Raw genomic sequence first — 15,848 nt, 5'->3', positions numbered from 1 at the left:
TGTGGCCGATCTTGTAAAAGAATTGATATCGGGCGTCGTCGACAGCGTGCTGAAGGAAATCCTGAAGAAAACCACAGGTCGCGTCTCGACGAAACGCAAGAGGCGCAAGGCACGCTCCGCCGCGACGACGACGGCTGTCCGGAAGACGGCTACGGCCAAGCGCAAGCCCGCCCGCAAACAGGTCAGCAAGCGCCGCACCGCCGCCGGCCGCAGCCGGCAGCGTCGCGTCTGAGACGCGAGGAAAACTTCCGACCGTAACGCGACGGCAACAATCGCAAAGTGGTCTGACCAGATGGTCTTTTTTTGGTTCGGGCGGCTGGAATTCCTGCTGTCACATGCTATCTAAGGGAAACGATTGAAACGGCGGGCCTTTAACTCGCCTGTTGAAAGGAATCAGATCCCATGAGCGGCATTCACGAATTCATCGACAACGAAATCAAGAGCAACGACGTCGTCCTCTTCATGAAGGGCACGCCGCAGTTTCCGCAGTGCGGGTTCTCCGGCCAGGTCGTGCAGATTCTCGATTACATCGGCGTCGACTACAAGGGCATCAATGTGCTCGCCGATTCGGAAATCCGCCAGGGCATCAAGGATTATTCCAACTGGCCGACGATCCCGCAGCTCTACATAAAGGGCGAGTTCGTCGGCGGTTGCGACATCGTCCGGGAAATGTTCCAGGCCGGTGAACTGCAGCAGCATCTCCAGGAAAACGGCGTCACCGTTCGCGGCGCCGCCTGACCGGTCACCGGACGTCCGCCCGGTTTCCAAATCTGTTTCTCGAGTCCGAGGCGCTGCGGTGAGCAGCGCCTTGGCCTGTTTATGGGAATTTCATTGTGACAGATTCATCACAAGCCGTGTCCGCGGGCCGCCTGCCCATGGGCAAGCGTGAGTTCATCGCGCTTGCCGCCTTCCTGATGGCCATCAACTCGCTTGCCATCGACATCATGCTCCCGGCGCTGCAGCAGATCGGCGCGAGCCTCGGCGTCGAAAGCGAGAATCACCGGCAGTTCGTCGTCTCCTCCTATCTGCTCGGTTTCGGCTGCGCCCAGCTGTTCTACGGTCCGCTCTCCGACCGTTTCGGCCGCCGCACGCCGCTGTTGATCGGCCTCGTCGTCTATATCACATCCGCCATCGGAATCGTTTTCGTTCCCTCCTTCGCCGGCCTGCTGGTGCTTCGCTTCATCCAGGGCGTCGGCTCGGCCGCCACCCGCGTCATCACCATCTCCATCGTCCGCGACATCTATGGCGGCCGGCAGATGGCGGAGGTCATGTCGCTCATCATGATGGTCTTCATGATCGTGCCGGTGATTGCGCCCGGCACCGGCCAGGTCGTCATGTTCTTCGGCAACTGGCACCTGATCTTCCTTTTCATCGCCACAATGGCGACGGCGATCGGCGTCTGGGCCTATGTCCGCCTGCCGGAAACCTTGCATCCGCAGAATGTCCGCCCCTTCACCGCCCGCTCGATCTTCGGCGCCTTCAAGCTGGTGCTGACCAACCGCGTGGCGCTTTGCTACACCATCGCCAGCACCTTCATCTTCGGTGCGCTGTTCGGGTTCATCAACTCCGCCCAGCAGATCTATGTCGGCATCTACGGCCTCGGCGTCTACTTCCCCTTCGCCTTTGCCGGTGTGGCGATCTTCATGTCGCTGTCGTCCTTCTTCAATTCGCGTTTCGTCGGCAAACTCGGCATGCGCCGCCTGTCACACGGCTCGCTGCTCGGCTTCATTGCCATCAACACCATTTGGCTGATCGTCCAGATGGCAAGTTCCGAGCCGATGCCGTTTGCGTTGTTCATCTCCTTCTTCGGGCTTGCCATGTTCCAGTTCGGCTGGATCGGCTCGAACTTCAACTCGCTCGCCATGGAGCCGCTTGGACACGTTGCCGGCACTGCCTCCTCCGTCCTCGGCTTCATGAGCACGGTCGGCGGCGCCCTTATCGGCGCCGGCATCGGCCAGGCCTTCGACGGCACGGCGCTGCCGATGGTCGCCGGTTATTTCATCGTCTCGATCATCGGGCTCATCTTCGTGCTGATCGCCGAAAAGGGCCGCCTCTTCCATCAGCACAATCCGGCCGTTTGAGCGGCCGGTCCCTTCCGCATCCAGGATTTCACCGCATGACGCCGCCGCATAAACCGCACCAGGAAAACCAGGGTTCCCGCCGCATCGGCATGGGCTTCGGCGAATTCGTCGTCACCATCGCCATCATGACCGCCAGCATTGCCATGGCAATCGACAGCATGCTGCCGGCATTACCCAATATCGGCCATTCCCTCGGCGTCACCAACACCAACGACGCGCAGCTCATCATCGGCGTGTTCTTCCTCGGCTTCGGCGTCTCGCAGATATTCTTCGGCAGCCTTTCCGACACTTTCGGCCGCCGTAACATCCTGCTCGGGGGCCTCGCCTGCTATGTGGTCGCGATGTTTGCCGCTGCCGCAACCGGCAGCTTCGAAATGCTGCTCCTCATGCGCTTCATTCAGGGCGTGGGCGGCGCGGCCGTGCGCATCACCACCATGGCCATCGTCCGCGACTGCTTCGGCGGCCGCGAAATGGCCCGCGTCATGTCCTACGTCATGATCGTCTTCATGATCGTGCCGATCGTTGCCCCTTCGGTCGGCCAGCTCATCATCCTCTATGCAAACTGGCACTGGATCTTCATCCTGCTCGGCGCCGTCGCCAGCATCCTGTTCGTCTGGGCTCTTCTGCGGCTGAAGGAATCGCTGCCCCCGGCAGAACGCCTGCCGCTGTCGGTCGGCTCCGTCGCAGACGGCTTCAAGACCGTGCTCACCAACCGCATCACCTGCGGCTACATGATCGGTCTGACCATGTTCACAGGCGTCATCAGCGCCTATGTGATTTCGGTGCAGCAGGTTTTCGGCGAAGTATTGGTCTCGGTGACTGGCTGCCGATCGCCTTTGCGGCGACTGCCGGCGGCATTGCCGTCGCCAATTTCGCCAACGGCTTCTTCGTCCGCAAATTCGGTATGCGCCGGATCTCGCATGCCGCGCTGCTGATCTTCACGGCACTGTCGGCTCTCGGCTTCGTCATCGCCTTGGCGGGCAAGCCGGATTTCGCCACCGCCTACAGCATCTTCACAATCGTTCTGATGATGTTTGCGGTGATCGCCACCAATTTCACCGCCATCAGCCTCGAGCCGATGGGCAATCTCGCCGGCACGGCGACTGCCATCACCGGCTTTGTCTCGACGACCTTCGGCGCCATCCTCGGTGGCCTGGTCGGGCAGATGTTCAACGGCACGGTGCAGCCGCTCTTCGGCGGATTCGCGCTGTTCGGTCTGGTGACGATCGCAGCCACTCTGTGGGCTGAGAACGGCAAGCTCTTCACCCATCCCGGCGACAGTCCGCAGCTCGATCCGGGCACCGCCCATTTCTGAGGCAGGTGAACCGGATCAATTCATGGCGGTCTTGATGGACGAGCGAATTCTGATCAGGCCTTATGTACCGGGTGACGTGGACGCCACGATCGAGATTTTTCTGCGCTCCATCCGGGAAGTCTCGTCAAAAGACTATTCCGCCGCTGAGATCGCAGCTTGGGCAAAGGTGGAGGATCGCGCCCTATGGGCGGAACGAAGGATGAGCAGACCGGCCTGGATGGCAGAGATAGCCGGAAACGCTGTTGGTTTTTCGGATCTCACCAGCGACGGGTGCCTCGACATGATGTTCGTGCACCCTGGCTATCAAGGGATCGGTGTAGCAACCCGCCTGCTGGGCAGGGTCGAAGAAGAGGCTCTCAGGCTTGGATTTCGCCGAATATATACGGAAGCAAGCAGAACTGCTCGTCCGTTCTTTGAACGCAAAGGATTTCGCGTGATAACCCGGCAAACCGTCGAGAAGCGCGGACAGGGCCTGGAAAACTTCCTGATGGAAAAGTTCTACGCCTAAATTGTCATTTGCGACCGGCTTTGCGACGGCCGGTCGCATAGGTTTAGATGGTAACGACCTCACGCCGCAGCGTATCCCACGATGCCTTGTCAGGCGCAATCAGCAGACCGCCGTCGAGGTGCTGCGGCAAATAGGGTGAGCCGTCGAAGCGGGCGGCATAGGCGCCGGCCTCCTGCGAGATCAGCGTGCCGGCAAGATGATCCCAGGGCATCAGCTTGTTGTACATCAGGTAATGGACATGCCCGCCAGCAAGGGTGCGGTATTCGTGGGCAGCACAGCGATAGTTGGTGAGGAAGCGCACCTTGGCGAGATTGCCGAGGACCTCGGCGCGCTTCTCCACTGGCAGGTAGCCGGTCGAAGCCATGCCGACCATCTGGTCGAGCGCGACAGGGTCGGCGGCCCGCAGCCGCTGCGCCTCGCCATCCGGCCTGCGCAGCCAGGCACCGCCGCCCTTCTCCGCCATCACCCAGTCGTCGCCCATCGGATCGTAGATGATGCCGGCAATGGTTTCGCCGCCTGATAAGACCGAGGCCATGACGCCGAAGGCCGGGATGCCGGCGGCGAAGTTGAACGTTCCGTCGACCGGATCGACCACGATGGCGAGATCGGCATCGGCAAGCCTGCCGAGCAGCGCCGGGTCGGCCGCGACCGACTCTTCACCGAGGAACAGCGCGTCCGGCCAGCGCCGTTGCGCTTCCGCCTTGATCATCCGCTCGGCCTGCTCGTCGGCCTCGGTGACAAGATCGGTCGCCTCGCTCTTGGCGCGCACCTCATCCCGGCCGAGCCGACGGAAGCGCGGCAGGATCTCGGCCTTTGCCGCGCGGCGCAAGAGATCGGCAAGAACGGTCACGTCAACGCTTGTTGTCATATCAAATCCTCTCACTTCGGCCGAGGCCTTCAATCAGATGCCGACGATCTCGCGCCGAACCAGCTGCCAGCTTTCCTTATCAGGCGCAGAGATAATGCCGCCGGTCGTCTCGCCCGGACGATAGGGCGTGCCATCGAATTTCGCCGTGTGGCCGCCCGCCTCCTGGTGCGCGAGTACGCCGGCCAGGTGATCCCAGGGCATCAGCTTCGCATGTCCGATGAAGTGCATCTTGCCGGACGCGACCATCCAATATTCGTAAGCCGAGCAGTTGAAAGCGAAGGTCATCCGCGCCTTTGCCATGTTGGCGCAGATACGCGAGCGATCGGGTTCTTCCATATGGCCCCACGACATGCCGCCGACCATCTGGTTCAAGGCGGCAGGCTCAGCCACCTTCAGCCTGCTCGATTGTCCATCCCGGCGCATCAGAAAGGCGCCCGCCCCCCTGATCGCGGTCACCGTGTCGCCTAGAGCGGGATCGTGAATGATGCCGGCGACGGTTTCGCCCCTGACGGTCACCGCAAGCATCGTTCCGAAAACGGGAAGCCCGGCGGCGAAATTGAACGTGCCGTCGACAGGATCGATGACAAAGGCAAGCTCGGCATCGGCAAGCGCCGGCACCACCGATTTATCCGCATCATAGGCTTCCTCGCCGACGACGAGTGCCGAGGGAAAGCGCTCTTTCAGGGCCGCGGTGATCCGGTGTTCGGCCAGCAGATCCGCCTGCGTCACCAGATCGGTTGCGGAGGTTTTTTCCGAAACATCCGTGTCGCCGAGGTTGCGAAAACGCGGCATGATTTCCGCACGCGCCGCGTCTTTTAAACATTCGCCGAGAAAGAGAATATCCTGATCTGAAATAGTCATGCGAATTGCTGTCCTTCATGCAAAGAGCCAGCCTGCTTAGCCGGCCTTTCATGAAGGATCGGTGACACCAAGGCTGGAAAAGTCGAAGAGTTTCGGATCGAGCAGATGCGACGGGTTCACATGCGAAAGCGCCCGCAGCATCGTGTCTTTGCGTCCAGGCATGCGCCGTTCGATATCGGCGAGCATGTCCTTCATCGCGTTGCGCTGCATCCCATCCTGCGAGCCGCAGAGATCGCAGGGAATGATCGGGAACTGCATGGCGACGGCAAACCTGGCAAGATCGTCCTCGGCGGCATAGGCGAGCGGCCGAAGCACCATTAGGTCGCCCTCGTCGTTCAGAAGCTTTGCCGGCATCGAGGCAAGCCGTCCGCCGTGGAAGAAATTCATGAAGAAGGTTTCGAGAATGTCCTCACGGTGATGGCCGAGCACCAGTGCGTCGCAGCCCTCCTCCCGCGCGATGCGGTAGAGATTGCCGCGCCGCAGCCGCGAACAGAGCGAGCAATAGGTGGCGCCTTCGGGGACCTTCTCCTTCACGATCGAATAGGTGTCGCGATATTCGATCCGATGCCGGACGCCGATCTTCGCCAGATAGTCCGGCAGCACATGCTTTGGAAAGTTCGGCTGTCCCTGGTCGAGATTGCAGGCGACGAGCTCGACGGGCAGCAGCCCGCGCCATTTCAGATCAAGCAGCAGCGCCAAGAGACCGTAGGAATCCTTGCCGCCGGAAAGGCCGACAAGCCAGCGCTTCTGCCCCTTCAGCATGTCGAAGTCATCGAAAGCCTGACGTACTTGCCTAAGCAGGCGCTTGCGCAGCTTGTTGAAGGAGACCGAACGCGGCGCATCGGCAAAGAGTGCAGCGCCTGCGCTGTCATCGATTTCGCCAGTTTCCGGATCATCAGCGATGTTGGCTGCGATATTCATTGCTCCGTCCTATAAGGTCTGCCTGCCTTAGCAGAAAGTCATTCGGCAACACAGCCTCAATCGCCGAAAACCGACCAGCCGGTGCGGGCCGCAAGCATCTCAAGCGCAACGGCGCCAAGCTGCGAATTGCCGACCTTGTTCAGCCCCGGCGACCAGACCGCGATCGAGGCAATGCCGGGCGCCACCGCAAAAATGCCACCGCCGACGCCGCTCTTGCCGGGCAGACCGACATGATAGGCAAAATCGCCCGAGCCGTCGTAATGGCCGCAGGTCAGCATCAGCGCATTGATGCGCCGCGCCCGCTTCGGCGAGACCACGGAATGACCGGTCATCGGATTGCTGCCGCGCGCCGCCAGGAACAGACCGGCCCGGGCCAGCTGCTCGCAGCTCATCGCGAGCGCGCATTGATGGAAATAGACGCCGAGCACGTGGTCGACGGGATGATCGAGATTGCGATAGGCGCGCATGAAATTGGCAAGCGCAACATTGCGGTATCCCGTCTGCGTCTCGGAACGCGCCACCTTGTCGTCAATGGTGATCGACTCGTCATCGGCGAGATAACGCACGAAACGGAGCAGCTCGCCGATCGCTTCGCGCGGCGCATGGCCGGCCATGACGACGTCGGTGACGGCGATCGCGCCGGCATTGATGAAGGGATTGCGGGGAATGCCGCTCTCGTGTTCGAGCTGCACGATCGAATTGAAGGCCGATCCCGATGGTTCGCGCCCGACGCGCTTCCACAGTCCCTCGCCGACCTTGCCGAGTGCCAAGGTCAGCGTGAAGACCTTGGATATGCTCTGGATCGAAAAGGCGATATCGGCATCGCCGACACGAAAGACCTGGCCGTCGACGGTGACGATCGCCATGCCGAACTGCCGCGGATCCACCTTGGCAAGCTCGGGGATATAGTCGGCGACCTTGCCCTCGCCGATACGCGGCAGGATGTCACTGTAGATACTGTCGAGGGTCGCCTGCAAATCCGCCATCGCTTCTCTCCGGATAACAAAAAAGCCGCCCGAAAGAGCGGCTTTTCCATATGCGAAACGCCTGGGTTTTCTTAACGCGAATAGAATTCGACGACCAGATGCGGTTCCATGACGACCGGGAACGGAACGTCGCTGAGGGTCGGAACGCGGCCATAGGTAGCGACCATCTTGTTGTGATCGACTTCGATATAGTCGGGAACGTCGCGCTCGGCGAGGCTGACGGCTTCCAGAACAGTCACGAGCTGCTTCGACTTTTCGCGAACTTCGATGACGTCGCCGGCCTTGCAGCGATAGGAACCGATGTTAACGCGCACGCCGTTGACGGTCACGTGGCCATGGTTGACGAACTGACGGGCAGCAAAGACCGTCGGAACGAACTTGGCGCGATAGACGATCGCGTCGAGGCGCGATTCCAGCAGACCGATCAGGTTTTCCGAGGTGTCGCCCTTGCGGCGGGAAGCTTCTGCGAAGATGGCGCGGAACTGCTTTTCGCGCAGGTCACCGTAGTAACCCTTGAGCTTCTGCTTGGCGCGCAGCTGCACACCGAAGTCCGAAAGCTTGCCCTTGCGGCGCTGGCCGTGCTGGCCCGGACCGTATTCGCGGCGGTTCACCGGGGACTTCGGGCGGCCCCAGATGTTTTCGCCCATACGGCGGTCAATTTTGTATTTGGACGATTCGCGCTTGCTCATCGTATTTCCTTTCAAAGGTTTATGCCGGCTTGTTGCCAAACCGCGCGAAGGAAACACGCCCTCCTCTGACCTCTGCCGAGGCCTGACAGGATGTTTCGGTTACGCGAACAGAAACGATCCACGGGACATGTCAAATGAAACACCGGACATTGCTGCCCGGTGCTTGGCGCGGTCTTTAGAGGCCCGTCATGAAAATGTCAACTGTGCCAAAGCCTGAAAACGCCACTATTCCGCAGCCAAAGGCTGATCGCCCGTATCCGGCGCGTTCGCGTCGCCAGGCGCCGTCTGACAATTCATGTCGGGGAACGCCACAATGCGCTTGCCGGAGAAATCCGTATGCACGACGACGATGCCCTGTTCCTCGAAATAGCCGAGCAGCCGTCGGGCTCGCCGGGCGGAATGCGTGCCGTAGGCGCGGGCGATGCGCGCGTCGGACGGGCACGCTTCGCCGCAGACGGCTGCCTTGGCGAGCATCAGGAAGACGCCCTGCAGGTCGTCGGTGACGCCTGCCGACAGCGACAGCGCCGTCGCCCACTCATCGCTCGCCGCTGTTGCCGCATCGACGCCGGAGCGCGAGATCGCCACGCGCCGGCGGAAATCCGGCAGCGCGATGGGGGGACCCGGCACGCGGCGCATGCGCAGCCGGACGAGGAAATCCTGGTAAAGCACGGAATCGGTGCGGAAGGCGGATGCGGGATCGTCGAGTATTTCGGCGAGCACGCCGGCAAGACGCTCCTCCCGCTCCTCTGGCGAGATCTCCGCCTGGCTCGCCCTCGCTTCGACCGGAGCCGGGGATGCCGCCGGCGTCGAGCGCGAGAGCTCGGCCAGTATATCGGTCGTCGGTCGCGGCGCCGGCGGCGCGCGGCGCACGAGCGGGCGCTGGAACTCTTCCGGATCGGGCGTGAAGATCAGGTCCTCGACGTCCTGCGGCGCGTCCGGCAACGGCATCAGCTTCGGGCTGGAGGAGCGCGCCGAGGTCTCCACCGCACCGATCTGGATCGGCAGCGGCCGGCGCGACAAGGCCGGCCCAAGGGCAACAAAATTGCCGCGCTTGAGATCGCGGAACATCTCCGCCTGGCGCCGGTCCATGCCGAGCAGATCGGCGGCGCGGGCCATATCGATATCGAGGAAGGTGCGGCCCATCAGGAAGTTCGAGGCTTCGGCCGCGACGTTCTTGGCAAGCTTGGCGAGCCGCTGCGTCGCGATCACCCCGGCAAGACCGCGCTTGCGGCCGCGGCACATCAGGTTGGTCATCGCGCCGAGCGACATCTTGCGCGCATCTTCCGAGACGTCTCCGCCGACGGACGGCGCAAACATCTGCGCCTCGTCGACGACCACGAGGACAGGATACCAATATTCGCGATCGGCATCGAACATGCCGTTGAGGAAAGCGGCCGCAGCGCGCATCTGCTGCTCGATATCGAGACCTTCGAGCGTCAGAACGCAGGAAACGCGATGCTGGCGGATGCGGTTGGCGATGCCTGCCAGTTCCGCCTCGGTGCGCTCGCCGTCGACGACGACATGACCGAACCTGTCGCTAAGGGTGACGAAATCACCCTCGGGATCGATGATGACCTGTTGCACCCATTGGGCGGATTGCTCGAGCAGGCGGCGCAAGAGATGCGATTTGCCGGAGCCGGAATTGCCTTGCACGAGCAGACGGGTCGCCAGCAACTCCTCGATATCGAGTGTCGCCGGAGCGCCGGACGCCAATCCCATATCGATGCCAACCTGCAATGCTGATCCTCGCGGCGAAGAGACTCACATGAATGAAGTGCCATTCTTCCGAAACGGCAACGCCCCGTCTATCAAAGAATGGACAGTATTTCAGGGCTGGATTTCGCCAACCCACAGGACAATTCCGCTCATGCCCTCAAGCCGAATCCCTGCATCAGCCGCCGCGTGGCAAAATCGGGCTTGCCTGACGTGAAAACTGAAAAGTCGAAATTATCCGGATGCACGGCATCGGCAATAAGCGGCATCAGCGTGCGTGCGCGCCGCGCGATTGCCTCGGCCGGATCGAGCCAGTCGACCGGCCAGGGCGCAAGACGGCGGAAGAGGTTGGCCATGAACGGATAGTGCGTGCAGGCAAGCACGACGATATCGGTCTTGTGCCCCTCTTTCTCGACGAAGCACTGGTCGATCTCGGCAAGCACGGCCTCGTCGGAGACGGCGTCGCCGCGAATATAGGCTTCGGCCATGCGCGCAAGGTTTTCCGAGCCGACAAGCCGTACGTGGCATTGCTGTGCGAAGGACTGGATGAGGTCGCGCGTATAGGCGCGCTTGACCGTCCCCGGCGTCGCCAGTACCGAAACCAGGCCCGAACGCGTGCGCTCCGCCGCCGGTTTGATCGCTGGCACTGTGCCGACGAAGGTCATTTGGGGAAAGGCCGCGCGCAGGTCGGCGCCAACCAGCGTGAAAGCGGTGTTGCAGGCGATGATGCAGACTTCTGGATCGTGCTCCTGAAGCAGCTTGCCGAAGAGCCCGATGATGCGCTCCTTCAGCGCCTGCTCCTCCCAGCCGCCATAGGGAAAGCCCGCATCATCAGCGACATAGATGAAGCCGCGCTCCGGCATCAGCACACGCGCCTCGCGCAGTACGGTCAGCCCGCCTATACCTGAATCGAAGACCAGGACGGGTTTCAGCTCATTGGTCGGCGCTGTCATCGGTTGGCGCTTCCTTGCCGGATCTGGTGAAACCGCCTTTACGCGGACTGTTTCGCGAAAAGCGATCGAGGGAGGAGATGACGCCGCGCAGCACGCTGATTTCCTGTTCCGTGAAGGCCCGGCGGGAGAGAACAGCGCGAAGGTTGTCGACCATTTTCGGCTTTTTCGAGAGCGGATGGAAATAGTTGCGTGAATCGAGCGCTTCTTCCAGCTGGTCGAACAGACCGAAGAGCTGCTCCTTTGTGGAAGGTCGCTGCTCGAGCGCCTGGAACGGCACGGCCTCCAAATCTTCCATGCCGGACTTCATCCATTCATAGGACATCAGAAGCACGGCTTGTGCAATATTCAGCGAGGCGAAGGCGGGATTGACCGGAAAGGTCACGATCTCGTCCGCCAGCGCGACTTCCTCATTGGTCAGGCCCCAGCGCTCACGGCCGAAGAGAATGCCCGTTGCCTCGCCTGCCCGGAACCTTGTGCGCAGCGTTTGCGCGGCAAAGACCGGGGAGCGCACCGGCTTATAGTTGTCGCGGCTGCGCGCCGTCGTCGCATACACGAAATTGAGGTCGGCGATCGCTTGCTCCAGCGTGTCATAGACCTTCGTCGCTTCTATCACGTGATCGGCCTTGGAGGCAGTCGCCTGCGCCTTCTCGTTTGGCCAGCCGTCGCGCGGATTGACGAGGCGCAGTTCCGCAAGGCCGAAGTTCGCCATGGCGCGCGCCACCATGCCGATATTTTCGCCCATCTGCGGCTCGACCAAAATGATGGCCGGTCCCTCGGCCAAAAGTTGACGCTCGCTGTTCGTGCCTGCCATGCTCTTATCCCTGTTTCGAGCGCGCAATAGCCTCGCCCGGCGCAAACGGCAAGACGTCAGGCTGCGGATAGAGCCTCTCCAGCGCCGAACCGATCATCTCGAGCCCCACCCTGGCGCCCTCGCGCGACACCGGCAAATGCCTTCCCGTCGTTCGCGACGCCTTGCGCTTGATGAAGAAACAAGCAGAGCCGCGTGGCGCCGCATCAGCGATCAGCGCCAGGTCCGCCGCGATCAGCCCTTTCTGATCACTGTCGGCAGGCGGTGCTTCATAGCTCCTCGCCAGGACGCGCGCCCAATAGGTGCAGGAAAGAAAGATCGCCAATGTCTGGCGTATCTGGCCGGGCCGCGTCACCACCGACCAGGAGGAGCCGAGCGGGCGGGCCGCCACGGTCACGTCGCGGTAGCAGGAATCGATCATCTGCGACAATGCGATCAATTCGAAACCGCTCTTGCCCGCGCCGATTGCGCCAAGCAGCTCGCGCAGCGCCTGGAACCAACGGGCGAGCGCCGTATCGAGCGCGCCACGCGTGCGGGCCGGGAAAACGACGAAAGCAACTGCCGTTCCGGCCGCAGCTCCGATCATCGTCTCCCCGATGCGCAGTTTGAGCAGATCGAGCGTCAATACGCCGGTCATGCCGTAGACCAGACAGAGCACGATCGAAATGAAGAAGGTCATCGTCGCGTACGAAACCTGCAGGAAATAGAAGGCGAGAAAGATGCATAAGGCCACGACCGGGATAGCGATATCAGGCTCGCCGGAAATCAACGTGGCCAGGACGAGGCCCACGGCGATGCCGAACACTGTGCCGAGCGAGCGCGACAGCGCTTTCATGGCTGTGTCGCCGCGCGAATTGGTGTTGGTAAAGACAAGAAAGGAGGCAAGCACCGCCCAAAACCAGCGATCCCGCGACAAAAGCAGACCGAAGCCCATGGCGATCGCCGAGGCGAGCGTTATCTGCAGCGCTGAACGCAGCAGCGGATTGGTCAGTGAAAAATCGATAGCCTGAGCTTGCGCTGTGTCCTTGGCCGCATCAATGCCGGAGAAACCGGAGGCCTGTCCCGTGTTGATCGTCTCGGTCAGTTGCCGCCGCGCTTCGCCCAGACAAAGCAGCGCCCGTATGGTTTCGCCCTGCGGCTGATCCTTGATGGCCTCGGTCATTCCCTCATATCTTTTGAGTTCTGCCGCATCCGCCTCGATCACCGCGTGAACGAGTGCAAAGGGCGGCGGGCTCTGGAAGCTCAGCACGATAGCGCTTTCGGCGGCAAGATGCGCATCGAAGAGCCGGATCGCCAGCTCCGCAGCGGGATCGGAAGCGCCATCGAAGACGCCCGCTGACGGGCGCGGGATGAAGGTCTCGGCCATCAGCACCACTTCCTTCAGCCGGTCTTCCAGCTGGCGCAGTTCCTGCTGGTCGGCATCGCCGATATCGCCACTGGCGGCAAGGGCTGCGAGCTTGAAGAGGATCTGATTGATCCGCCCGCTGACACTTTCGAGCGAGCGTAGCAGATCGCGCCGCCAGTCATCAGGTAGAAGCACCGCCCTTACCACATGGCCGACAAGCACGGAAACGACCGGCCCGATCGCCACCTCAGCCAATTCGGCAAGCGGCGGCTGGAAATAGGCCCCCATAAAATAGGAGGTGAAGGCGAACATGCCGATCGCAAAGCCGCGCGGCCCGAACACCCGGCCTGCCGATGCGAGCAGGATGATGACGAGAAAAACGAGGTCGGAGAAAACGCGCTGGTCCTCGAGCCCTGCGGCAATGGCGACGACAACAAGACTTACGGCACAGCCGACCAGCCGCGTCACCAGCTGGCGCGAATTACCCTTGTCGCGCACCGCCACCCCACCTTCGATCGACAGTACGATACCGAGGCCGAAGGCCGCCGTCGGCAGCGGCAAGATGAAAGCCTTTATGGCGAGCAGGGTCAGGAATACGAGGACGATGGTCAGCGTCACCCGCGAGGCCATGCGCAGGCGCGAAAGCGCCGGATCATTGGCAAGCAGCCAGTCGCGAAACTGAAAGCGGGAAAACAAATGCATGAGCCCCTCATGCTCTGAAGCATCGATAGATACCGCCGCGGGAGCGGAAATCAAACCGCTGACGAGCACCCCCGATGCCGATCGAATGTCGCGCGCTTACTGGCCCTTGGCGATCAGCCCCATAGTTTCCTTGAGCGAGCTCGGCCCCTGCCCCTCTTCACCCTGAACCATGATGTCATCGATGACGGATTTGCCGTTCTCCTCAATCACCTCGAAACGCACAGTTGTGACGTCATCCTTGTTGGGTGCGCCTTCCATGCAGGTCGCCGCCTTGAATTTCACGGTCACCTCTGTCGTGCCGTTTGCCGGCTGGCCGCTTTCGATGGAAATGTCCTGCAGCGGACAGGCATCCTGGCCGTTGACGATCACGTCATAGTCGAAGGGCGAAATGCCATCCTCGTCGGCCGCCGGGTTCTGGGCGGCTTCTTTGTATTTGTCGCCAAAGTCCTTGCTGTAGAGCCGGCCGAGCACGCTTTCCTCGAAAATATCGATCCAGTCGCTGACGTCGCTCGCCCAGTTCGTCTGCGTGTCCTTCATGATTTCCTTGACCGGCTCGGTCGCATCGGCCGCAAGCGAAAGGCCAGGTGCTACAAACACGGCGGCAACGAGGCCGGCGAACAGAACGGCGATCTTCTTCATGGCAAAATGTCCGGGACTCGGGGCAGGCTTATGCCGCGGAGGTTAGCCATTTTCCGCCACTTGGCAATGGCGGCAAAAACGTGATGTCCCTGCCCGTTGCAGCTTTGCGTTCCCGGCTCACAATGCTATAGCGCTCCGGATTACATCACCCAGCCGGGACAATATCCCCTTCCAAGCTTAACGAGGCAGATACATGAAGAAGATCAAGGTCGCCAATCCCGTCGCCGATCTCGACGGCGATGAAATGACGCGCATCATCTGGCAGCTCATTAAGGATAAGCTGATCCATCCGTATCTCGACCTCGACATCGACTATTACGACCTCTCGGTCGAAAATCGCGACGCCACCAACGACCAGGTCACGGTCGACGCCGCCAACGCCATCAAGAAATACGGCGTCGGCATCAAGTGCGCGACCATCACGCCTGATGAAGCCCGCGTCAAGGAATTCAACCTCAAGGAAATGTGGAAGAGCCCGAACGGCACCATCCGCAACATTCTCGGCGGCGTCATCTTCCGCGAGCCGATCATCTGCCGCAACGTGCCGCGCCTCGTTCCCGGCTGGACCCAGCCGATCGTCGTCGGCCGCCATGCCTTCGGCGACCAGTATCGCGCCACCGATTTCAAATTCCCCGGTAAGGGCAAGCTGACGATCAAGTTCGTCGGCGAAGACGGCACCGTCATCGAGAAGGAAGTCTTCAACGCGCCGGGCGCCGGCGTTGCCATGGCCATGTACAACCTCGACGAATCGATCCGCGAATTTGCCCGCGCCTCGATGATGTACGGCCTGATGCGCAAGTGGCCGGTCTACCTGTCGACCAAGAACACCATCCTCAAGGCCTATGACGGCCGCTTCAAGGACATCTTCGAGGAAGTCTACGAGACCGAATTCAAGGACCAGTTCAAGGAAGCCGGCATCACCTACGAACACCGCCTCATCGACGATATGGTTGCCTCGGCCCTAAAGTGGTCTGGCGGCTACGTCTGGGCCTGCAAGAACTACGACGGCGACGTCCAGTCCGACACGGTCGCCCAAGGCTTCGGCTCGCTCGGCCTGATGACCTCGGTTCTGCTGACGCCGGACGGCAAGACGGTTGAAGCCGAAGCCGCCCACGGCACGGTGACCCGCCATTATCGCCAGCACCAGAAGGGCCAGGAAACTTCGACGAACTCGATCGCCTCCATCTTCGCCTGGACCCGCGGCCTCGCGCACCGCGCCAAGCTCGACGACAATGCCGAGCTTGCCAAGTTCGCTTCCACGCTCGAAAAGGTCTGCGTCGACACCGTCGAATCCGGTTTCATGACCAAGGATCTGGCGCTGCTCATCGGCCCCGATCAGCCGTGGCTCTCGACGACCGCCTTCCTCGACAAGATCGATCAGAACCTGCAGAAGGCCATGGCGTAAGCCCATCTTTTCGCAATAGCATTGAACGGCGGGGATTTCCCCGCCGTTTTCATT

General features: G+C 61.4%; 15 protein-coding genes and 1 pseudogene. 6 read left to right on the top strand and 10 right to left on the bottom strand.

The window, feature by feature from the left end; translation table 11 throughout:
* Position 1 precedes the first annotated feature (1 nt).
* From GGD53_RS25560 to GGD53_RS25540, 5 genes and pseudogenes are all read left to right on the top strand, one after another.
* On the top strand, positions 2–232 hold the full coding sequence (locus GGD53_RS25560; RefSeq protein ID WP_184459536.1) for a hypothetical protein: 231 nt from the start codon (positions 2–4) through the stop codon (positions 230–232).
* Between the two features lie 170 nt (positions 233–402).
* Complete coding sequence (gene grxD, locus GGD53_RS25555) at positions 403–738, top strand: Grx4 family monothiol glutaredoxin (RefSeq protein WP_085737390.1); 336 nt, start codon at positions 403–405, stop codon at positions 736–738.
* 137 nt (positions 739–875) lie between these two features.
* The gene (locus GGD53_RS25550; RefSeq protein ID WP_184459579.1) at positions 876–2,081 is read left to right on the top strand and encodes a multidrug effflux MFS transporter; all 1,206 of its coding nucleotides are present in this window, start codon (positions 876–878) and stop codon (positions 2,079–2,081) included.
* 35 nt (positions 2,082–2,116) lie between these two features.
* Positions 2,117–3,396 (top strand): annotated as a pseudogene (locus GGD53_RS25545) (multidrug effflux MFS transporter).
* Positions 3,397–3,430: 34 nt separating this feature from the next.
* Positions 3,431–3,904 carry a GNAT family N-acetyltransferase gene (locus GGD53_RS25540; protein ID WP_184459578.1) on the top strand — a complete coding sequence of 158 codons (474 nt, stop codon included), beginning with the start codon at positions 3,431–3,433 and terminating at the stop codon, positions 3,902–3,904.
* Positions 3,905–3,947: 43 nt separating this feature from the next.
* Here the strand turns inward: GGD53_RS25540 and GGD53_RS25535 are convergent, their stop codons facing one another.
* The 10 genes from GGD53_RS25535 to GGD53_RS25490 form a co-directional block, all read right to left on the bottom strand.
* A complete protein-coding gene (locus tag GGD53_RS25535; RefSeq protein WP_184459535.1) occupies positions 3,948–4,772 on the bottom strand; it encodes an inositol monophosphatase family protein in 825 nt (274 codons plus the stop codon).
* A 33-nt stretch (positions 4,773–4,805) separates the two neighbouring features.
* Positions 4,806–5,633, bottom strand: a complete 828-nt coding sequence (locus tag GGD53_RS25530; protein WP_184459534.1) for an inositol monophosphatase family protein — start codon at positions 5,631–5,633, stop codon at positions 4,806–4,808.
* A gap of 48 nt (positions 5,634–5,681) precedes the next feature.
* Entirely contained in the window at positions 5,682–6,554 is an 873-nt protein-coding gene (gene ttcA / locus GGD53_RS25525) for a tRNA 2-thiocytidine(32) synthetase TtcA (RefSeq protein ID WP_184459533.1), read from the bottom strand.
* Between the two features lie 56 nt (positions 6,555–6,610).
* Positions 6,611–7,540, bottom strand: coding sequence for a glutaminase (locus tag GGD53_RS25520; protein WP_064802925.1), 930 nt, complete (start codon positions 7,538–7,540; stop codon positions 6,611–6,613).
* Between the two features lie 71 nt (positions 7,541–7,611).
* On the bottom strand, positions 7,612–8,229 hold the full coding sequence (rpsD, locus tag GGD53_RS25515; protein WP_009994534.1) for a 30S ribosomal protein S4: 618 nt from the start codon (positions 8,227–8,229) through the stop codon (positions 7,612–7,614).
* Positions 8,230–8,454: 225 nt separating this feature from the next.
* Entirely contained in the window at positions 8,455–9,966 is a 1,512-nt protein-coding gene (locus tag GGD53_RS25510; protein ID WP_184459532.1) for an ATP-binding protein, read from the bottom strand.
* Between the two features lie 128 nt (positions 9,967–10,094).
* On the bottom strand, positions 10,095–10,895 hold the full coding sequence (murI, locus tag GGD53_RS25505) for a glutamate racemase (protein WP_184459531.1): 801 nt from the start codon (positions 10,893–10,895) through the stop codon (positions 10,095–10,097).
* Positions 10,876–11,706 (bottom strand): RNA methyltransferase, encoded by an 831-nt coding sequence (locus tag GGD53_RS25500; protein ID WP_184459530.1) that lies wholly within the window; start codon positions 11,704–11,706, stop codon positions 10,876–10,878. Before GGD53_RS25500 ends, murI begins: the two co-directional genes overlap by 20 nt.
* A 4-nt stretch (positions 11,707–11,710) precedes the next feature.
* Positions 11,711–13,750, bottom strand: a complete 2,040-nt coding sequence (locus GGD53_RS25495; protein ID WP_184459529.1) for an FUSC family protein — start codon at positions 13,748–13,750, stop codon at positions 11,711–11,713.
* Positions 13,751–13,846: 96 nt separating this feature from the next.
* Positions 13,847–14,389: a hypothetical protein gene (locus tag GGD53_RS25490; protein ID WP_184459528.1), complete on the bottom strand. Its 543-nt coding sequence runs from the start codon at positions 14,387–14,389 to the stop codon at positions 13,847–13,849.
* Positions 14,390–14,582: 193 nt separating this feature from the next.
* Here GGD53_RS25490 and GGD53_RS25485 point away from each other — a divergent pair, with 193 nt between their 5' ends.
* Positions 14,583–15,794 carry an NADP-dependent isocitrate dehydrogenase gene (locus GGD53_RS25485; RefSeq protein ID WP_020921416.1) on the top strand — a complete coding sequence of 404 codons (1,212 nt, stop codon included), beginning with the start codon at positions 14,583–14,585 and terminating at the stop codon, positions 15,792–15,794.
* Positions 15,795–15,848 lie beyond the last annotated feature (54 nt).

Origin of the sequence: Rhizobium aethiopicum (genome assembly GCF_014197535.1) — a bacterium.
Lineage (GTDB): Bacteria > Pseudomonadota > Alphaproteobacteria > Rhizobiales > Rhizobiaceae > Rhizobium > Rhizobium aethiopicum_A.
This window is presented reverse-complemented; position numbering and strand designations above follow the sequence as displayed.